This is a genomic window from Acidovorax sp. GW821-FHT10A04, assembly GCF_059415825.1.
The window spans coordinates 41,781-61,942 of sequence record NZ_JBWKNZ010000014.1 but is presented as its reverse complement, the minus strand read 5'-3'; the positions used below and the strand labels follow the sequence as shown (position 1 = coordinate 61,942).

At 66.7% G+C, this 20,162-nt stretch carries 18 protein-coding genes; 14 read left to right on the top strand and 4 right to left on the bottom strand.

From position 1 onward, the window contains the following. The first annotated feature begins 41 nt into the window (after positions 1-41). From AC07PF_RS25250 to argA, 4 genes are all read left to right on the top strand, one after another. Positions 42-1,925, top strand: coding sequence for a serine hydrolase domain-containing protein (locus tag AC07PF_RS25250; RefSeq protein WP_494613689.1), 1,884 nt, complete (start codon positions 42-44; stop codon positions 1,923-1,925). A gap of 317 nt (positions 1,926-2,242) precedes the next feature. Then, a complete protein-coding gene (locus AC07PF_RS25245) occupies positions 2,243-2,488 on the top strand; it encodes a hypothetical protein (protein WP_007855131.1) in 246 nt (81 codons plus the stop codon). 9 nt (positions 2,489-2,497) lie between these two features. Further along, entirely contained in the window at positions 2,498-4,582 is a 2,085-nt protein-coding gene (locus tag AC07PF_RS25240; RefSeq protein WP_494613688.1) for an AAA family ATPase, read from the top strand. Positions 4,583-4,671: 89 nt separating this feature from the next. Further along, on the top strand, positions 4,672-6,018 hold the full coding sequence (gene argA / locus AC07PF_RS25235; protein WP_007855129.1) for an amino-acid N-acetyltransferase: 1,347 nt from the start codon (positions 4,672-4,674) through the stop codon (positions 6,016-6,018). A 5-nt stretch (positions 6,019-6,023) separates the two neighbouring features. Here argA and AC07PF_RS25230 read toward each other — a convergent pair whose 3' ends face one another. Next, complete coding sequence (locus AC07PF_RS25230) at positions 6,024-6,362, bottom strand: hypothetical protein (protein WP_007855128.1); 339 nt, start codon at positions 6,360-6,362, stop codon at positions 6,024-6,026. Positions 6,363-6,511: 149 nt separating this feature from the next. Here AC07PF_RS25230 and AC07PF_RS25225 point away from each other — a divergent pair, with 149 nt between their 5' ends. From AC07PF_RS25225 to AC07PF_RS25215, 3 genes are read left to right on the top strand one after another with little or no spacing between them, the layout of a single operon-like run. Beyond that, on the top strand, positions 6,512-7,654 hold the full coding sequence (locus AC07PF_RS25225; protein WP_494613687.1) for an alpha/beta fold hydrolase: 1,143 nt from the start codon (positions 6,512-6,514) through the stop codon (positions 7,652-7,654). A gap of 48 nt (positions 7,655-7,702) precedes the next feature. Further along, positions 7,703-8,635 carry a bifunctional enoyl-CoA hydratase/phosphate acetyltransferase gene (locus AC07PF_RS25220; RefSeq protein ID WP_494613686.1) on the top strand — a complete coding sequence of 311 codons (933 nt, stop codon included), beginning with the start codon at positions 7,703-7,705 and terminating at the stop codon, positions 8,633-8,635. Further along, on the top strand, positions 8,632-9,756 hold the full coding sequence (locus tag AC07PF_RS25215; RefSeq protein WP_494613685.1) for an acetate/propionate family kinase: 1,125 nt from the start codon (positions 8,632-8,634) through the stop codon (positions 9,754-9,756). The genes AC07PF_RS25220 and AC07PF_RS25215 overlap by 4 nt, the downstream gene beginning before the upstream one ends. A 7-nt stretch (positions 9,757-9,763) precedes the next feature. Here the strand turns inward: AC07PF_RS25215 and bla are convergent, their stop codons facing one another. After that, a complete protein-coding gene (gene bla / locus AC07PF_RS25210; RefSeq protein ID WP_494613684.1) occupies positions 9,764-10,657 on the bottom strand; it encodes a class A beta-lactamase in 894 nt (297 codons plus the stop codon). 229 nt (positions 10,658-10,886) lie between these two features. Here bla and AC07PF_RS25205 point away from each other — a divergent pair, with 229 nt between their 5' ends. Continuing rightward, entirely contained in the window at positions 10,887-11,762 is an 876-nt protein-coding gene (locus AC07PF_RS25205; RefSeq protein WP_494613683.1) for a LysR family transcriptional regulator, read from the top strand. Positions 11,763-11,770: 8 nt separating this feature from the next. Here AC07PF_RS25205 and AC07PF_RS25200 read toward each other — a convergent pair whose 3' ends face one another. Continuing rightward, positions 11,771-13,408: an HD domain-containing phosphohydrolase gene (locus AC07PF_RS25200; RefSeq protein WP_494613682.1), complete on the bottom strand. Its 1,638-nt coding sequence runs from the start codon at positions 13,406-13,408 to the stop codon at positions 11,771-11,773. Between the two features lie 94 nt (positions 13,409-13,502). Between AC07PF_RS25200 and trhO the strand changes: the two genes are divergently transcribed. From trhO to AC07PF_RS25170, 6 genes are all read left to right on the top strand, one after another. Continuing rightward, entirely contained in the window at positions 13,503-14,492 is a 990-nt protein-coding gene (gene trhO / locus AC07PF_RS25195) for an oxygen-dependent tRNA uridine(34) hydroxylase TrhO (protein ID WP_494613681.1), read from the top strand. Continuing rightward, complete coding sequence (locus tag AC07PF_RS25190; RefSeq protein WP_494613680.1) at positions 14,489-15,157, top strand: glutathione S-transferase; 669 nt, start codon at positions 14,489-14,491, stop codon at positions 15,155-15,157. Before trhO ends, AC07PF_RS25190 begins: the two co-directional genes overlap by 4 nt. Before the next feature lie 49 nt (positions 15,158-15,206). Continuing rightward, the gene (locus AC07PF_RS25185) at positions 15,207-16,739 is read left to right on the top strand and encodes a hypothetical protein (protein ID WP_494613679.1); all 1,533 of its coding nucleotides are present in this window, start codon (positions 15,207-15,209) and stop codon (positions 16,737-16,739) included. A gap of 382 nt (positions 16,740-17,121) precedes the next feature. Continuing rightward, positions 17,122-18,081, top strand: coding sequence for a hypothetical protein (locus tag AC07PF_RS25180; RefSeq protein WP_494613678.1), 960 nt, complete (start codon positions 17,122-17,124; stop codon positions 18,079-18,081). After that, positions 18,072-18,662, top strand: coding sequence for a 3'-5' exonuclease (locus AC07PF_RS25175; protein WP_494613677.1), 591 nt, complete (start codon positions 18,072-18,074; stop codon positions 18,660-18,662). The genes AC07PF_RS25180 and AC07PF_RS25175 overlap by 10 nt, the downstream gene beginning before the upstream one ends. Beyond that, entirely contained in the window at positions 18,659-19,237 is a 579-nt protein-coding gene (locus AC07PF_RS25170) for an AAA family ATPase (protein ID WP_494613676.1), read from the top strand. The genes AC07PF_RS25175 and AC07PF_RS25170 overlap by 4 nt, the downstream gene beginning before the upstream one ends. Before the next feature lie 284 nt (positions 19,238-19,521). On the opposite strand, the gene AC07PF_RS25165 is transcribed toward AC07PF_RS25170, so the two are convergent. Further along, entirely contained in the window at positions 19,522-20,136 is a 615-nt protein-coding gene (locus tag AC07PF_RS25165) for a hypothetical protein (protein WP_494613675.1), read from the bottom strand. Between the last annotated feature and the right edge of the window lie 26 nt (positions 20,137-20,162).

The window sequence follows — 20,162 nt, the reverse complement described above, 5'->3', positions numbered from 1 at the left end:
CGGCCATGTCGTCCCGCCGCGCGCCCCCTTCCCTATCCAGAATGCCTCCGCAGACATCTGCCTCCCCGCCCTCCCTGGACGAACGCCTGCCCACGCCATCGCGCCGCGAATGGCTGGCATGGACCGGCACCGCGGCACTTGCCCCCTGGTTGCCCGGTTGCGGCGGCAGCAGCGCCCCCGCGCCCAACCTGGAGGCCACCATGGCCTGGGGGCGCCGCCAGATCCGCCAGGCCATGCAGGCCAGCGAGGCACGGGCCGCCTCGATCGCGATGATGTACGGCGACCGCATCGTCTGGCAGGAGGCTTTCGGTGTGCTGCGCGATACCTCTGCCAACCCTGCCACCCCGGCCGCCCCCGCCACGCCCGAAACGCGGTTCAACGTCGGCTCGGTCAGCAAGGTGCTCGCGGCGCTGGCCGTCATGATCCTCGTCGACCGCCAACTGGTGCAGCTCGATGCGCCGGTGGTGCGCTACCTGCCGCAGTTCAGCATGCTCTCGCCCGGCTACCGCGACATCACGGTGCGGCATTTGCTGAGCCACGCCTCGGGGCTGCCCGGCACCTACCTGCGCAACATGTTCGCCTTTGCCCCGCTGCCAGGGTATGCGGCCGGGCTCGAAGCCGCACTGGCCGACATGCACCTCAAGCACGCCCCCGGGGCCATGGCGGTCTACTGCAACGACGGCTTCACCCTCATCGAGCGCATCGTGCAGGCCGTCACGGGCCAGAGTTACCCCGCATTCGTGCAGGCCGCCATCCTCACCCCGCTCAGCATGGGCCGCTCGGGCTTCACGCTGCAGCCCCTGCCCGAAGGCAGCTTCGCGCCGGGCTACATCGGCCAGGCCCGGCAAGGCCAGGAGTTCGTGATGGGCTATGCCACGAGCGGGCTGTGCACCACGCCCGGCGACATGATGCGGCTGGCCGCCCTGCTGATCCAGGGTGGGGAACAGGATGGCCAGCGCGTGGTCTCCAAAGCCAGCGTGCTGGAGATGGGCCGCGACCAGAACCGGGGCATGCGCATCGACCTCGCCCCCGACTGGCACTGGGGCCTGGGCTGGGACAGCACGCAGCAGCCGGGCCTGGACGCCGCCGGCGTGCGGGCCTGGCAAAAGAGCGGCAGCACGGTGTTCTGCGCGAGCGACTTCTATGTGCTGCCCCAGGCCGGCATGGCGCTGCTGCTCACGGGCAACGCGCCGGGCTTTCGCCCCGGCCCCATCGCCGAAGGCATCCTGCTGCGGGCCTTGCAGGAAACCGGCCAGCTGCAGGCCCTGCCCTCCAAGGTGAATGCCGTCGCCCCTTCGCTGGCCACCTCATCCACCACCGATGTCGATGCCGTGCTCGGCATCTACGGGCGTGCGTCCAAGCCGCTGAAGGTGGCCTCGCCCGACAGCCAGCAGATCGACCTCTTTGTGTGGTCCGCCGCGCTCAAGGACTGGGAACCGCTGTGCGAGGGCCTGCGCCTGCGCAGCGATGGCTGGTGGTGGTCCGATGCCAGGCCCGGCACGCACTACCGCTGGGAAGAGGCCGACGGCCGCCGCTACCTGATGTCGCGCGAGCCGGCCCGTGCCGGGCATTACTGGGTCACCACGCCCATGGCACAGCAGATGCCGCGCGCGGCCGCCCCGCTGCCCGCCGCCTGGGCCGATCGCCTGGACAGCACCTGGATCCAGGCCAACGAAGCGCCGGAATCGATCCTGCTGGCCGCCGGCGCCATGGCCACCGCCACCCTGCGGGAGCTGCCCGAGCTGCGCGGCTACCTGTTCTGGGACGACCGCCAGTTCCTGCTCCCCCTGTCGGCAGACCGCGCCGGCATGGCGGTGCGGGTGCCCCTGCACGAAGGCCGAGACCTGGTCGAGCTGGTCGTGCGCACGCAGGACCAGCAGGAATGGCTGCACGCGGCGGGCTGGGTCTACCGCCAGGGCGATTGACCTGGCACGCGCGGCCACTGTTCCTTTCACGCGACAGTCAGCCGCTTTCGCCACGGCACCCGCTTGCCACGCGCTGCGCGGCTCGCCACAATGGCGCCTTCTTTCAGCAACGCATGGCCATGTCGGCCACCGCTGAGAGCCCTGGAGGTCACCGCTATGTTTGTTCCCTTGTTCGCTCCTGCCTGACCACAGTCCACCGCCCCGGCTGGACTGTGCATTCACGAGTCCAGCCACGGCAAACAAGCGCACCTTGCACTCAGTGCAGCGCTCCACAAGCCCTGGCTACCTTGCCGGGGTTTTTTGTTTGTGGAGTGCACATGAGTGCCCAAAAATTGTCCCGCGCCTACGCCCAGGGTGAAATCAAGAAGCTGCGCCGCATGAAGCAGCCCCTGGTGCTGAAGCTCGAAGCCTCGGGCCCGCCCCGAAATCCTGTGGCCACCGCGCTGGCCCAGCGCAGCCTGTCCAGCGCGGCAGGCAAGCACATACGCAGCCGCGGGGCCCAGCGCCGCGCGGACAACGTCGCCCTGCGCAAGGCGACCCAAGGCAAGCTACAAAGCGATTGATTGACCGATATGAATCCCTTCACCAATGACGTGCCGCCGCAGCCGCGGCACACCCTGCATCCCACCGCGGCCCTGGCCGCAGGCGGGGTGCCTGCCAGCACCGCAGCCACTTCGCCCGCCACACCGGCACCCGTGCACGCCCATGGCGACACGGCGCCCGCCGCCGTGAGCGCGGCACAACTGGCCGTGCGCCAGCAGGCGCTGGCCCAGGCTGCCGTGCAGCTCAAGGCCGAGCTGTTCGGCATCGACGACGTGATCGACCGCGTGGTCGATGCGGTGCGCGCCTGGTACGTGCTGCCCCAGCTCATCAGCCGCCCGGTCATCGTCTGCCTGTGGGGCCTCACGGGCACGGGCAAGACCCAGCTCACGCGGCGCCTGGCGCAGCTTCTGGGCTACTACGACCGCTTCGTGGAAGTGCAGATGGACGGCTTCAGCCACGGCGCCAGCTACCGCAGCTCCACCATCTCGGGCATGCTGGGCGACTCGGGCATCACCGAGGGTGCGCCCGGCATCCTGGTGCTCGACGAGTTCCAGCGTTTTCGCACCATGGACCGCAAGGGCGAGGACGTGAAGGTCGAGCGCTACCAGGACGTGTGGACTCTGCTCTCGGACGGGCGCCTGCCGCCCGCGCTGAGCGCGCTGTCCAACATCGAGCGCAAGCTGGCCGACGCCCACTACGAGGCCGAGCGCGCCGAGGACGGCGACGACGACGCGCGCGCAGGCAAGGCGCCCTACCGCTTCCAGCTCGACGCCTGGGATGCGCAGGAGCTCAAGCGCATGCTCAAGCTGCAGGAACCGCTGGCCGAGATCATGCAGTGGCCGCCCGCCAAGGTGCAGGCACTGTTCACACGCTTCCAGCAGTCGCACCACTCCTGGGAGACCGACTACAGCAAGTTGCTGGTCTTCGTCTGCGGCAACCTCGACGAGATGTACCACGAGACCGCCCAGCGCGTGGAGGACTGCGATACCGATGCCGACATCTTCCACCGCCTCACGCGCAAGCTCTCGCTGATCGACGTGAAGAAGGCCCTGGGCGAGCGCTTCAAGCCCGAACAGATCGCGCGCCTGGGCAACGAGCACGTGATCTACCCCTCGTTCAGCAAGGCCACCTACGAGCAACTCATCCGCAACCTGTGCACGCGCTATGTGGACGACATCGCCGCACAGTGCGGCGTGCGCTTCGCCATCGGGCAGGACGTGCTCGACGAACTGTATGCCAACGCCGTCTTCCCGGCGCAGGGCACGCGGCCGCTGTTCTCGTCGGTGCATGCCATCCTGAGCGCCAACCTGGTCAACGCCGCGCTGTGGGTCATGCAGGAGCAACTGCCGCTGGCGCAGGAGTTCGCCATCGGCCTGGCTGCGGACAAGCGCCACCTGCGGGTGCAGGGCCTGGGGCCGCAGGGGCCGGCAGAGGCCAGCTTTCCGGTGGTGCTGGAGCTCAACCGGCTCAAGCAGCGCGCCAACGCCGACTTCCGCGCCCTGCTGGCGGTGCACGAGGCCGGCCACGGCCTGGCGTACTGCGTGCTGTTCGGCCATGCCCCGCAGGAGGTGAAGATCAACATCGCCTCCTTCGAGGGTGGGTACAACAGCTTCTCCAGCCTCAAGGCCACCACCCGGCAGAACGCGCTGGACATGATGTGCGTGGGCCTGGCCGGCCGCGTGGCCGAGGAGCTGGTGTTCGGCGAGATGGCCTGCACCACCGGCGCCGAGCAGGACTATAAGCAGGTGACGGCCGAGGCCGCGCGCTACATCCGCCACCACGGCTTCGGCGCGCGCCTGGCGCGCACCGACGTCACGGTGGAGATGGACAACCACGTCAACACCGACATCGGCCCGAGCAACGAGGCCATCGAAGCGCTGATGCAGGAGCAGTACCGGCGCGCCCAGGCGCTGCTGCAGACCCACCGCGAAGCCCTGGGCCGCACGGTGGACGCGCTGCTGCGCCAGGGCACCATCGCCCCGGTGGAGATGGTGGCCCTGCTCCGGGACTGCGGCATTGCACTGGCAGCACCGGCGGCAGGCGGCCTGCCCGACGAAGGCCTGGTGCTGGAGCCGTTTGCGGCCAAACTGGGGGCGTTCCGCAGGGGCGTGTGAGGCGCCTTGCAGCAGGGGGCGGGGTACGCCCTTATGATGCGCGCCTGCCGATACTCTTATTACACCGGTCGCCCCACCCCTCGCTGCCCATGTCCGCCGTCTTCAACTTCACCTTCGTGCCCTGGTTCCGCTCGGTCGCGCCCTACATCCACAAGTTCCGCAACCAGACCTTCGTGATCGGGCTGACGGGTGAAGGCATCGCTGCGGGCAAGCTGCACAGCATTGCGCAGGACCTGGCGCTGATCCAGGCCATGGGCGTGAAGATCGTTCTGGTCCACGGCTTTCGCCCGCAGGTCAACGAGCAGCTGGCCGCCAAGGGGCATGAGGCGAAGTACTCGCATGGCATCCGCATCACCGACTCGGTGGCACTCGACTGCGCGCAGGAGGCCGCAGGCCAGCTGCGCTACGAGATCGAGGCGGCCTTCAGCCAGGGCCTGCCCAACACCCCCATGGCCGGTGCCACGGTGCGCGTGATCTCGGGCAACTTCCTCACGGCACGGCCCGTGGGCATCATGGACGGGGTGGACTTCCAGCACTCGGGCCTGGTGCGCAAGGTGGACGTGGCCGGCATCCAGCGCACGCTGGACATGGGCGCGCTGGTGCTGCTCTCGCCGTTCGGCTTCTCGCCCACGGGCGAGGCCTTCAACCTGGGCATGGAAGAAGTGGCCACCAGCGTGGCCATCGAGCTGCGCGCCGACAAGCTGATCTTCCTGACCGAGGTGCCCGGCATCCGCATGCAGCCCGGCGAGCCCGAGGGCGAGGACAACCCCATCGACACCGAGCTGCCGCTGGCAGCGGCCCAGGCGCTGCTGGCCACGCTGCCCACCGCGCAGAACCCCACCGACACCGGCTTTTACCTGCAGCACTGCGTGAAGGCCTGCAAGGCCGGCGTGGAGCGCAGCCACATCCTGCCGTTCGCGGTGGACGGCTCGCTGCTGCTGGAGGTGTACGTGCACGACGGCATCGGCACCATGGTGATCGACGAGAAGCTCGAAGAGCTGCGCGAGGCCACCATCGACGACGTGGGCGGCATCCTGCAGCTGATCGAGCCGTTCGAGAAGGACGGCACCCTGGTCAAGCGCGACCGCACCGAGATCGAGCGCGACATCGCCGCCTACACCATCATCGAGCACGATGGCGTGATCTTCGGATGCGCGGCGCTGTACCCCTACCCCGAGGCCAAGACGGCCGAGATGGCAGCCGTCACCGTGTCGCCGCAGAGCCAGGGCACGGGCGATGGCGAAAAGCTGCTCAAGCGCATCGAGCAGCGCGCCCGCGCCGCGGGGCTGGAGAGCATCTTCGTGCTGACCACGCGCACCATGCACTGGTTCATCAAGCGCGGCTTCCAGCCGGTGGACCCTGACTGGCTGCCCGATGCGCGCAAGCGCAAGTACAACTGGGACCGGCGCAGCCAGGTGCTGGTCAAGAAACTCTAGTAACTCTAGTTTTCTCTTTTCTCCGGCGCGTCGAGCTGGTGCCCGATGCGCGGCGCCAGGTGCTGGCGCACATGCTCGGCGATGGCCACCGTGGCATCGCCGCCCAGCTCACCGACCATCTGCCGCGTGACCGCGTAGTGCATGGCCAGCAGGCCGCGCAGCTTCTTGAAGGCGGCCGGGTTGTCGTGGCCGGCCACGTAGCCGTCGTTCGCCAGCACGCGCTCGGCCACGCCGGGCGCGGCCAGCGGCACCTGGCAGACGATGGCCATCTGGTCGACCTCCAGGTCGATCTCCTGCAGCAGCTCTTCCCAATGGGACGCGGTGAATCGCTCTTCGTGGTCCATGCGGTGTTCTCCTCCAGTAGGGCTTGCGGCGCCCGAAAAAGCGCCACATGCGCATGTTAAGCTGATTGCTGCACCGCAACAGAATGCCCGTGCCCGCGTCCCCAGGCCTTGGGGGCGCCGCCAGCCGGGCACCCTACTGGGAGCTTTCCATGTCCGACCACGGCAAGGTTTCACACGGCACGGGCGCTGCGGCACCCCTGCCCGCCGAGCACAGCGTTCCCCTCTTCTGGCCCATGGCGGCCGCCTGGCACCTGGGCGAGCAGGCGCTGGCGCTGATGCAGCGCAGCGCAGACTTCGCCACCGAGGCGGCCGTCATCGACCACCCACCCCAGCCCGCATGGGCCACGCCCAACCAGGTGCGGCTGGAGCTGGCCACCCTGCGGCTGCGCGAGTTCACCGACAGCACGGCCAAGGGCATCCCCATCCTGGTCGACGCGCCCTTTGCAGGGCACTGCTCCACCATTGCGGACTACGCGCCCGGCCAGAGCCTGGTGCAGGTGCTCATGGCCGCCGGTGCGCCGCGCGTGCTGGTCACCGACTGGAAGAGCGCCACGCCGACCATGCGCTATTTCGACATCGACACCTACCTGGCCGAGCTCAACGTGGCGGTGGACGACCTGGGTGGCCAGGTCCACCTGGTCGGCCTGTGCCAGGGCGGCTGGCTGAGCGCCATGTTCGCCGCGCGCTTTCCGGGCAAGGTCAAAAGCCTGGTGCTGGCCGGCTCGCCCATCGACACCGATGCCGGCGACGGCCCGATCAAGCGCCTGGCGCACAGCCTGCCGCTGCAGACCTACCGGGACATGGTTGCCGCAGGCCAGGGCCTCATGCGCGGCAGCCTGATGCTGGCCGGCTGGAAGAACATGCACCCGGCCGAGCAGTACGCCAACAAGTACGCCACGCTGTACCGCAACATCGAGGACAAGAGCCAGGTCGCCCGCACCGAGCAGTTCGAGCGCTGGTACGAGAACCCGGTGGACCTGCCCGGCGCCTACTACCTGCAGGCCATCGAGCAGCTGTTCAAGGAGAACCGCTTTGCCAAGGGGCAGTTTGTCGGGCTGGGGCGCACGCTGTCGCTGCGCGACATCACCATCCCCACCTACCTGCTGGCCGGCGAGGCCGACGACATCACCACGCCCGAGCAGGTGTTCGCCGCGGCCGACCTGATCGGCACGCCCAAGCACGGCATCGCGCGCAAGCTGGTGCCCGGCGGGCACATCGGCCTGTTCATGGGCAGCGGTACGCTCAAGGCGGCCTGGCCGGGCATTGCCGAATGGGTATTGGGCCACCGGTGAGACCTGGCCCTGTACGCTTGTTGCCTACCTCAACTTCCGTGATGGACGATGAACAGTTTTGACACCGACTCCCTGCTCGCCCACTGCCGCACGCTGGCGCCGGCGCGCACCGCCATCGTCCATGCGGTCACCGCCAACGTGCTGCAGGCCGCACAGGAGGCGCAGCAGCAAGGGCTGATCACCCCCGTGCTGGTGGGGCCCGCCGCACGCACCCGCGAGGCGGCCGAAGCGGCCTCGGTGGACATCTCGGGCTGGCAGTTGATCGATGCCGAGCACAGCCACGATGCGGCGGCCAAGGCCGTGGCGCTGGCGGCGGCGCGCGAGGTCGATGCGCTAATGAAGGGCTCGCTGCACTCCGACGAGCTGATGGGCGCGGTGGTGAAGAGCGACGCGGGCCTGCGCACCGAGCGGCGCATCTCCCACGCCTTCCTGATCGACCAGGAGAGCTATTCCAAGGCCTTCCTCATCACCGACGCAGCGGTGAACATCGCACCCGATCTGGCCACCAAGGTCGACATCGTGCAGAACGCCGTCGATCTCTGGCATGCGCTGTTCGGCGCGGACATTCTGCCCAAGGTGGCGGTGCTGGCGGCGGTGGAGACCGTCAACCCGAAGATGGTCGCCACGCTCGATGCCGCCGCGCTGTGCAAGATGGCTGACCGGGGCCAAATCACTGGTTGCCTGATCGACGGACCGCTGGCCTTCGACAATGCGATCAGCGTGGAGGCGGCCCGCACCAAGGGCATTGTCTCGGAGGTCGCGGGCAACGCCGACATCCTGGTGGTGCCCAACATCGAGGCAGGCAACATGCTGGCCAAGCAGCTCATCTTCCTCAGTGGGGCCGAGGCCGCCGGCATCGTGCTGGGTGCGCGCGTGCCCGTCATCCTGACCAGCCGCGCCGACAGCCAGCGCGCACGCCTGCTGTCCTGCGCCGTGGCCCTGTTGCTGGCCAACGCGCGCAGCAAGGGGTTGATCAAATGACGCAGCCCCTGGTCCCCGTGCTGCTGGTGCTCAACGTCGGCTCGTCCAGCATCAAGTTCCAGGTGTTCGAGCGCGCATCGCTGTCGGTGCTGATGGCGGGCAAGGTGACGGGCATCGGCACCAGCGGGCAGCTGTCGGCCAAACTCGCCGCTTCCGACGCCCCTGTGCGCACCGCCCTGCCCGCGGCCGACCACGACAGCGCCATGGCGGCCGTGATCGCGCTGATCGACCAGCACGACGATGGCTGGCGCCTGGCAGCCGTGGTGCACCGTGTGGTGCATGGCGGTGCGGCCTTCCACGCACCGGTGGTCGTCACCCCCGAGATCCTGGCCCAGCTGGAGGCGCTGAGCCCGCTGGCCCCCTTGCACCAGCCGCACAACCTGGCCGGCATTGCGGCATCGCAGCGCCTGGCCAGCCATGCGCTGGACATCGCCTGCTTCGACACGGCCTTCCATGCGCGCATGGACCCGCTGTTCCAGGCCTTTGCCCTGCCCCAGGCCCTGCGCGACCAGGGGGTGCGCCGCTATGGCTTCCACGGCCTGTCGTATGAATGGCTGGCGCACGAAATCGCCCGCACCCGGCCCGATCTGCGCGGGGCACGCGTGGTGGCCGCCCACCTGGGCAATGGCGCCAGCCTGTGCGCCATGCACGCAGGCCGCAGCGTGGACACCACCATGGGCATGACCGCGCTGGACGGCCTGCCCATGGGCACGCGCAGCGGCGCCATCGATGCCGGCGCCGTGATCTACCTGCAGCGCGAGCTGGGGATGGATGCAGACCAGGTCGAGCACCTGCTGTACCAGGAGTCGGGCCTCAAGGGCCTGTCGGGCATCAGCAGCGACATGCAGGCCCTGCTGGCCAGTGCCGAGCCGCAGGCGGCCTTTGCGGTGGACTACTTCGCGCTCAAGGTGGCCCAGTACACGGCCATGCTGGCGGTCTCCCTGGGCGGGCTCGACGCCCTGGTGTTCACCGGCGGCATCGGCGAGAACGCCGAGCCGGTGCGCGCTGCGGTGCTGGCGCGGCTGCAGATGCTGGGCCGCTTCGAGACCCTGGTCATCGAGGCCAACGAGGAGAAGATGATGGCGCTGCACGCCAAGCAACTCCTCCAGGCCCAGGCCTGATTTCGCATTACGCCGCCAGGGCCCATTGCGCCACCAGCGCGCCGATCTCGGCCATGGCCGCATCGCGCTGCTCGGGCGGGGCCTCACCGCCGGTCAGGTAGCAGCTCACCACGATGGGTTTGCGCTCGGGCGGCCAGAACACGCCGGCGTCGTTGCTGGTGCCGCGCGATGCGGTGCCGGTCTTCTCGCCCGCCTTCCAGCCCTCGGGCAGGCGGGCGCGCAGGCGCTTGTCGCCCGTCTTGTTGGCCAGCAGCCAGCCCTGCAGCTTTTCGCGCGAGGCCGGTGACAGGGCCTGGCCCAGCGCCAGGGCCTGGATGCAGTGCACCATGGCCACGGGCGTGGTGGTGTCGCGCGGGTCGCCGGGCCTGGCCTCGTTGAGCGAAGGCTCGTTGCGGTCCAGCCGGGTGATGCTGTCGCCCAGCGAGCGCACGTAGGCCGTGAGTGCCGGTGGGCCGCCATTGCTGGCCAAGAGCAGGTTGGCGGCGGTGTTGTCGCTCAGGGTCATGGTGCCTGCGCACAGCTCCTCCACCGTGAGGCCGGCACCATCGGCGTGCGGCTCGGTCACGGGCGAATGGGTGACCAGGTCCTTCCGGGCGTAGGTGATGCGGCGGTCCAGCTTGTCGTGGCCCTGGTCCACGCGGCGCAGGGTCTGCGCGGCCAGCAGCAGCTTGAAGGTGCTGGCCATGGGAAAGCGCTCGCTGCCGCGGTGGGCGATCTGCCGGCCGGTATGGGTGTCGAGCGCGGCCACGCCCACACGGCCGCCCACGCTGGCCTCGATGCGCTGGAGGTCGGCCAGCCAGGCGGCGTCGGCCGCAGAGCCACTGTTTTTCTGCGGGCTGGTCTGGGCCAGGGTGGCCAAGGGAATCAGGCCGATGGCGGCCACAAAGTTGCGTCGTTGCATTCTCTTACCTGTAGGGTTGTTGTCGGAACAGGCGCAACGATACCGGTGGCAGGCCCAATGCACTATCGACAATAATCGCCCCGAGACCCAAGAAAAACTTGGAGCGGTCAACAAAACTCTTCTGGCGTCGTTGCCGCGTCTTGTCGTACTACCGTACTGCCTGCGACGCAGCGCCTAGCCAGAACCGCTTCGCTGAGTTTTGTTGCCCGCTCCAATACCCACTACTGCCATGCACCTGCCGCTCAACGCCCTGCGCGCTTTCGAGGTGTCGGCCCGCCACCTGAACCTGACGCGCGCCGCCGACGAGCTCAACGTGAGCCAGACGGCCGTGAGCCAGCACATCCGCAACCTGGAGGACCGGCTGGGCAAGCCGCTGTTTCGCCGCCTGCCCCGGGGCCTGGCGCTCACCGACGAGGGCCAGGCGCTGCTGCCGGTGCTCAGCGAGGCCTTCGAGCGCATTGCAGCCGCCCTGGACCATGTGAGCGACGCGCGCCCGCGCGAGGTGCTCACGGTGGGCGTGGTCGGCACCTTTGCCGTGGGCTGGCTGCTGCCGCGGCTGCGCGACTTTCAGCAGGCCTGCCCCTTCGTGGACCTGCGCCTGCTCACCCACAACAACCGGGTGGACATGGCCGGCGAAGGGCTGGACTATGCGATCCGCTTTGGCGACGGTGCCTGGCACGGCACCGAGGCCCAGTGCATCTTGCACGCCCCCATGACGGCCATGTGCGCGCCGGCCCTGGCCCACCACCTGCGCCACCCGGCCGACCTGGCGCGCCAACCGCTGCTGCGCACCTACCGCGTGGACGAATGGGCGGCCTGGTTCGAGGCCGCGGGCGCGCCCTGCCCCGTGGTGCGCGGCGCCGTGTTCGACTCGTCCCTGACCCTGGCCGAGGCCGCCGTGCAGGGCGCTGGCGTGGCACTGCTGCCGGTGAGCATGTTCACGCGCGAACTGCAGCAAGGCCGCCTGGTGCGCCCGTTTGCGCTGGAGCTGCAGCACGGCGCCTACTGGCTCACGCGCCTGAAGTCACGCACGGCCAGCCCGGCCATGGAGGCCTTCCACGATTGGCTGATGGCGCAGGTGGGAGCCGCCGCGCAGGCGGCGTAAACAAAGCTTCAGCCCAGGGCCTTGGCAATCACCTCGGCCGGGATCTCGTCCACCTGGGCTGGCTCCAGGAACTCCTGCCCGTAGCGCGCATACACGCCCTCGCGCACGAACACCTGGAACAGGTCGGGGTCGATGTGGCCGTTGTCGCGCATCTTGCACATGATGGCCAGCGCCTGCGACAGCGTCATGCCGCTCTTGTAGGGCCGGTCGGCGGCGGTGAGCGCCTCGAAGATGTCGGCAATGCCCATCATGCGGGCTTGCACCGACATCTGGTCGCGCGTGAGGCCGCGCGGGTAGCCCTTGCCGTCCATGCGCTCGTGGTGGCCGCCCGCGTACTCGGGCACGTTCTTCAAATGGCGCGGCCAGGGCAGCGTCTCCAGCATCTTGATGGTGGCGACGATGTGGTAGTTCACGGTGTCGCGCTCGGCCTGTGTGAGGGTGCCTGAGCGGATGGTCAGGTTCTCCACCTCCTCGGCCGTGAGAAAGCTGGTCTGCACGCCCTGCGGGTTGCGCCACTGGCGCGCGGCCGAGATGTCGCGCACGCGCTGCTGGTCCTCGGCGCGCATGGCCTCGGCGCCCTGGTTGCAGCGGCGCATGAACTCGCGCTCCTCCTCCAGCGTGTGGATGCTGCTCTGCAGCCCCTGCAGCTCCTGCGCCTCGGCCGCGGCGTCCACCACGGGGCGCAGCGCCAGCTGGCGGCGCAGGGCGGCCAGCTCGGCATCGCGCTTGAGCACCTCGAAGCGCGTGTCCACCAGGCCGATGCGGTCGTACAGGGTCTGTAGCTTGGTGGCCTTGTCCACCACGTGCACGGGCGTGGTGATCTTGCCGCAGTCGTGCAGCAGGCCGGCCATCTTGAGCTCGTAGCGGTCGCGCTCGGTCATGGTGAAGTCCGCCAGCGGCCCCTCGCGCGTGGTGTTCACGGCCTCGGCCAGCATCATGGTCAGGGCCGGTACGCGCTGGCAGTGGCCGCCGGTGTAGGGCGACTTTTCGTCGATGGCCAGGTTGATCAGGTTCACGAACGACTCGAACAGCCGCTCGAGCTGGGTGATCAGCAGCCGGTTAGTCAGCGCAATGGCCGCCTGCGAGGCCAGGGATTCGGCCAGGCTCTGGTCGGCCAGCGAGAACTCGGTGACCTCCCCGCTCACGGGGTCGCGCGCATTGATGAGCTGCAACACGCCGATGAGCTCACGGTCATGGTTGCGCATGGGCACCGTGAGGAAGGACTGCGAACGGTAGCCCGTGCGCTGGTCGAACAGCCGCGTGCCCGAGAAGTCGAAGCCCTCTTCGCTGTAGGCGTCGGCCACGTTCACCGTGCGGTCGTGGATGGCCGCATAGGCCGCCACCAGCGAATCGTTGGGCGTGCCATCGGCATTGCGCAGCGGCAGCTGGGGGAAATCGATGGGCCGGCCCGTGGTGCCACCCAGGCGGATGTCGAGCGAATCGGTGCGCACGATCTCGAAGCGCAGCGCGGATTCGTCCTCCGTCACGCTGTAGAGCGTGCCGCCATCGGCCCCGGTGATGGCCTTGGCAGCCTCCAGGATGTTCTCCAGCAGCCGGTCGATGTCGCGCTCGCGCGAAAGCGCCGCACCGATGCCGTTGAGCTGCTCGAGCCGGCGAAAAAGGTGGACGGTGGATTCCTTGCTCATGAAGCGACCCTGGCTGCAACGTTGGCGACCACCCATCGTAACCAAAAGTGACCGCTATCATCAGTCCTTTCTGTCCAGTTTTACACCCGCCTCCGTGCAGTCCGTCACGCCCCCCATCCTCACCGCCGCCCTGTACCAGTTTGTCGACCTGCCCGACTTCGAGGATTTGCGCGCCCCTTTGCAGGCGCTGTGCGAGGCGCACAGCGTGCGCGGCATGCTGCTGCTGGCGCCCGAAGGCATCAACGGCACCATTGCCGGCCCACCCGAAGGCGTGCAGGCCGTGCTGGCCTGGCTGCGCAGCGATGCGCGCTTTGCCGCCCTGCAGCACAAGGAGGCCCTGGGCGAGCGCCAGCCCTTCTACCGCATGCGCGTGCGCCTGAAACGCGAAATCGTCACCCTGGGCGTACCCGGCCTGAACCCGGCGCGCAACGCCGGCACCTACGTCAAGCCCGAGGACTGGAACGCCCTGATCGCCGACCCCGCCGTGGTGGTGGTGGACACGCGCAACGACTACGAGGTGGGCATCGGCAGCTTCGAGCGCGCCATCAACCCGCACACCAGGAGCTTTGCCGAGTTTCCGGCCTGGGTGGAGGCGCAATCGCAGCCCGGCGGCGCCCTGGCCGGCAAGCCGCGCGTGGCCATGTTCTGCACCGGCGGTATCCGCTGCGAGAAATCGACCGCGCTGCTCAAGTCCCAGGGCTTCGACGAGGTGTACCACCTGCAAGGCGGCATCCTCAAGTACCTGGAGACGGTGCCCGAGGAAGACAGCCTCTGGCATGGCGACTGTTTTGTCTTCGACGAGAGGGTCTCGGTGGGCCACGGCCTGGCGCCGGGCCACCACCAGCTGTGCCGATCCTGCCGCATGCCCCTGGGCGCGGCCGAACTGGCCTCGCCCCACTATGTGGCCGGCGTGAGCTGTCCGTATTGCCACGGCACGCGCACGCCCGAGCAGGAGCAGGCCCTGGCCGAGCGCGAGCGGCAGATGCAGCTGGCCAAGGCGCGCGGCGAAGAACACATCGGCGCCCGCCAGCCGGGCACACCTGCACGCGCCACCACGGCCAGTGGCGGGGACGAACCCGCATGAGCACCACTGCCCTGCCTGTCCTCTACTCCTTTCGCCGCTGCCCCTATGCCATGCGCGCCCGCCTGGCCCTGGCCGTGAGCGGCCAGGTGTGCGAGCTGCGCGAGGTGGTGCTGCGCAATAAACCCCAGGGCCTGCTGCAGGCATCGCCCAAAGCGACGGTGCCCGTGCTGGTGCTGCCCGATGGCACGGTGCTGGAGCAAAGCCTGGACATCATGCGCTGGGCGTTGGAGCGCAGCGATCCCGAAGGCTGGCTTACGCCGAGCCAGGGCGATGAGGCTGCCATGCTGGCGCTGATTGCCGAGTGCGATGGTACGTTCAAGCAGGCGCTGGACCGGTGCAAGTATCCGAGCCGGTATCCGGAGGCCGATGGTACCCAGGCGCGGGTGCAGGCCGTGGAATGGCTTCAGGGGCTGGAGGCGCGGCTGGTGGGCCAGCCGTTTTTGTTTGGGGACCATGCAGCGCTGGCCGATATGGCGATTGCGCCCTTTGTGCGGCAGTTTGCGGGCATTGATGCCGATTGGTGGGCGGCGCAGCCCTGGCCCAAGCTGCAGGCCTGGCTCGCGCAGTGGCAGGCGAGCACGCTTTTCGAGGGCGTAATGCCCAAGTTTGACGCCTGGCTGGATGGCACCAAGGGTGTGGTGTTTCCGCCCCCCGAAAGCGCCTAGCGGCCCGTCAGCGCGGCCTGAAAGTCCGATAACGGCACACAATGCCGGCATGCTCTCGCCCTCCTATCTGCGCGCCGGCCTGACGGCACTGGCCCTGGGCATAGGCATGTCCGCCGCTGCGGCGCCATTGCCCGACATGCCGGACACCCTGATCGAAAAGTCGCGCCTAGTGCGCGAGTCGCGCGACCGGGTGTGGGACCCCGCTTCGGGGCAACTGGGCAACCTGCGGCAGCTGCGCATCGTGGCCGAGGGCTGCACGGTGCGCCTGGTGTCAGGGCCAGACAACCGGCTGATCGGCCCGCGCGACAAGGTGGACGTGGGCGAGGACAACTACATACCAGGCGACAAGGCCATGCCGCGCGACGTGGTGCTGTGCGTGCGCGGCGGTGCGCAGCAGCAACAGCCCCGCGGCACGCCCTGCCTCACGCTCCAGGTGGCCACGGCGGACTATTTTCTCCTCAGTGGCGACCGTGCCACCTACCTGTTCGACCGGGTGGAGCAGCCGGCGATGCGCGTCTTCTTGAACCCCAGCTCGCAACTGCACGTGTGGTTTGAAGAGGTGAAGATGGGCTTGCTGAGCGTGGAATCCAACGCCGGTGCACTGGCCGGTGGCACCGGCCAGGTGCAGTGGCTGCAACTCACAAGCACCCAAAGCAGCACCGCCATGCTGTTCCACGAAATGAACGCCCGGCACATCGGCGTGAGCAGCCTCACCCCCGGGGCGCGTTACTCCATCCGCATCGGCCCCGACACCAAGGCGGGCTACTACCAGCCCGCCCGGGCCCCCGGCAATCTGGCCGAGCTGTACCCGATCTGGATCGACGGCTCGCTGGAGGCGCTGGACATACCCGCCAGCCGGGTGCACGCCATGGCGCTGACGCCGGACATCCGCCGCGAGGCGCAGGCCCTGCGCGACGAGGTGCTGGGCCGCGCCGGCCCGCCGCCGGTGCTGCCCTCCCCTGGGCCCGCCGCGCTGGCGCCCGGAGCGCTGGTAGCCACCGCACCGCGCCAGCTGGTGGCCGACGGTTTCCGCCCCTACCTGCCCCCTGGCGTGGAACTGGCCTCGGTGCAATTGCACAAGGCCGGTGGCGCAATGGAAGGCACAGCACCCGACGTGGCGGCCGTGCGCACGCTGGTGCAGTCGCTGGGCCGCTCGCCCGATGTGATCTATGCCCAGGTGGCCTACACCCGCCCCCAGGGTGCGCAAGTGGCCTTTCGGGTGCTGGTCGACCTAGCCTGCCAGGCGCCGGGCGAGCCCAGCGTCTGCCTGCCGGGCAACGGTGGCAGCAGCGCCTACACAGAGGAGCAGATCCGCGGCGAGCTGCTGCCCCTGCTGGGCCCGCAGGTGGAGCTGACTCGGCTGCAGCTGCGCGAAGGCGGCGAGGTGCTGCTGGAAGGCCGCGCCAGCGACGCCGACGCCAAGGCCGCGCTGGCCCGCGTCCGCGAGCAAGCCCCGTGGATACGCGGCTCGTCTAGCGGGGTGGGCAATGGCAGTTTTTCGGCCCGCATGGTGCTGGTGTGCCAGGCACCGCCGCCGCGCCACGGTGGCATCTGCAAGGCGCCGCTCTCGGCCAAGCGCTGACTGGTCTATAGCCAGCGCAGTTGCGCAACGCCATCATCGAGCGTTGCAAAATTTTCAGGGCAGGCCACAGAGGCGGCAATCGTCAAAGAGGTGTAAGCTAGATTGAAGACAGGCCTTAAACGCAGTCAGAAAGAGAACTGTAGCTTGGTTAAGGGAGGCTATACCGACGTCCGAGATGTCCGGAATGTGGCGTCCCGCCTATACAGTAGATCAATAATAGGCAGGAGCGATATTGATAAAGCTGAGACGCGCTGACGAGTCCCTCCACGTAGGGTTAAGGAATGTCGTGGACTACCGTAAGTCCGGACTGAGCCTCAATCACGTCGTCGGATGCCCTCTAGACTGCGGCTACTGTGTACGTCATCTATTTGGGAACTTCGAGATGAAGCAGCCGCACCTTGTCATGGAAGACAAGCTCGCTGTGGAATGCCTCCTGGCGCACTATGCATTTGTGCCACACCGGACGCCACTCCAAATCTTCAATCGAGCAACGGATCCGTTTCTGCCTGGTGTGAAAGATCACTTGTTCTCGACGCTTGAGTTGCTCGATGCCAAAGGGCTGACCAACTTGGTCCTGATCATCACGCGCTGGCACGTATGCGCAGATGACGTGGCTCGACTGGACGCACTGAAACATCTGCGAGTCACCGTGCTTGTGACTTGGTCAGGCATCGATGATCACCGCATTGAGCCCGTTGAAAGTGCAATTGCTGAATCATCGCTTCGAACCTTGTATGCCCACGCCTTGAAGACGCGCTGTGTGCTTTATTGGCGGCCGCTCATCGCCGGGTTTAACGATTCGGTTGAACACATCAGCCGCGCGGCCGAGCTAGCTCAGCACGCGCATGCCACCGTATTTACTGGCTTGTTCTTCCGTGATCAGATCAGAGCCCATTTCCGTTCGTTGGGCGTGGCTGATCTGTACGAGCAAATCGCGCGGCGCAAGATCCTTCCAAGTGAGATTGAACAGCGGGTTCTCTCCGCTTTCGCTGGCAAGCCGATATTTCGGAAGACATCCTGTGGAGTTGGATTCGCGCATGCTACGTCTGACTACAACGGCCACTTTGGCGTCAAGGAGATCTGTGACATCTGCCCGCCGGCCCAGGTGGCGCGTTGCAAAGAGGCGCATCGCGCGCCAAGCGCGGCGGAAGTTGATGCGTTGGCTATGCTCGCAGGTCTCGATCCAGAGTCAATCCGCATTGAAGAAGGAAGGATTGATGTCTCTGATAGCACAGAGCAGCAGCGCTACTTCGTTCAGCACTCGCTGAACTTTCAAGTGCATGATCGAGCACAGCCTCATACACTTCATAGACATGGACGGGCGGATTTAGGATGGCTTTAGCAAATGATCGTTTCTGGGTAGTCGATGTTGAAGGCAACGGCGCAACGCCGCCTGAGATCATTGAGCTTTCGATGGTTGAAGTGGATGACCTTCAATTGACCGGGCGTTCCTATCGATGGCTGATAAAACCTCGACAGGCGATTCAGCCCCTAGCCACTCGCATTCACGGACTGACAAACGAAGTCGTCGCAGGAGCGCCGTCTATCGAGGACATCGCGAGCGACGTTGTCGAATTGCTTGATCGCGTCCCGGTTGTCGGACACAACGTTCGAGTGGAAGTTGATGCGCTTACACGCGCGCTGCCCAAATGGTCGACTGGCAACGCCATTGACACCTTGCGTCTGGCCAAGTTTCTCCGGCCTGGCCTTGAGAGCTACACGCTTGAACGCATAGGCCAGGAACTGGGTTGCACAGCTGAGGCCGAGGCTATCAGCAAGGGCAAGCTTCATTCTGCGCTGTATGACGCAACCCTAACAGCGCTTGTCTTTGTCAGGCTGCTGGGGGGAGAGCCGAAGTCACGCCGATCTGTTGCCGTGCAACAGGCCAGCCTTTTTGATGATAGCCAAGGATCTTTGATATGACCAAACGCGTGTTCAAAATTGGAATTGCCGGCACGCATTCCACGGGCAAGTCCACTTTCGCACTTGCACTCAAGGATAGTCTGGAATCGCGCGGCAAAAAAGTTGGACAAGTTCAAAGTCTGGCGACCGAAGCACGTGCCGCAGGATTTCCGATCCTCACCGAGCACACCATTGACAGTACCTTGTGGATCATCGCTTCGTGCATGAAACAAGAGGCAGAACTTTCCCTCCACTCGGATGTGATCATTGTGGACCGACCTGTTCCTGATGCTGTCGGCTACCTTGATGCAGCGCTCTCAGTGTCAGGGCGGCAAGTAGATGCCGACAGGCTGTCGAAGTTGAAGGAAGTCGCGCGGGCGTATTCAACGGAGTATGACGTTCTGGTGGTGACCGAGTTGGATAGCACTCAGGCGCTTGGTCCGAATCGCGACCAGAATTCGGAATTTCGCCGAGTGGCCGGTGAATGCATCGACGAATTCGTGCGCCAGCTTCCGGTAACGCCTTTGACGCTTACGAGTTCAAACAGCGAGTCGTTGCTTGCCGCTGTGATTGCCAAGGCGATAGTGACTCAGTAAACGTAGGTGCTCGGCCTGGCGATGGTCTGGGCTGATCCAACTAGTCTCGCCGTGCCGACTGGACGAAGCACATTGGTCGGCAGGCTTTAGCACTCTCGGTCGCCAAGGGAACGATAATGGCCTTGCAGTCGCGACACCTGAATGGCGGTCATCGCTGCAAAGGGGTGAATGGCCGCTTTGCAGCGATTGGAGCCAACGGCTTTCTACGCGCGTGCGGCCTCATGAGTTTTTGGCTATTGAGACCATGAGCAGATCGTGGCCCACTTAAATTAACGGATCGCGGATCAAGCTGGGACCAGCACGTAGACGGGCGTGTAGCTGCCGCCTCCGCCGATAAATCCAACTCCGGGTATGACTCTGTGGGCATGCCGGACATCTCGGATCGCCCGCATTGCGTCACGCCAAATCAGCACCGATGCTGCCGCTACTGCGTCACCTACATCTTCTAGCTCCCAGGACGACAGTTGGCATCCCTCAAGCGGCTCTGGCCCGATATCTGGCCTTGAAAGGTTGACTTTGAAAAGCGCGCCTTTGTGCGGCAGTGCCGCAAGGGGAAACCAGTAGGTTTGAAAGTTGCTGCCAAGTTCAAAGAGGTCACGGACTGCCGGGAAGGCTGCGATGCTAGGTAAACCGTGCACGATTGCGCGGTCTGCGAACTCAAACAGCTCTTGGTTAATTTTCCCAAGCATCTGATAATCATCGAGAACCTTAGGCCGTCGAGCGAACACCACCAACACCCGAAAACGCTGACTGGCGTGCAGCTCCTGCGCGGCGCGGTTTCCCTCGCGCGTCGCCCAGAAGTACATCGGCACAGCTGCACCGAATCTCTGCCTCAGGTATGAGATGAGTGGCGGCAGTATGGCGTATTCCGCCGTCCGCTCAGTGAAGAAACTCGACATAGGTTCAGGTTGGCAAGGTGTATTGC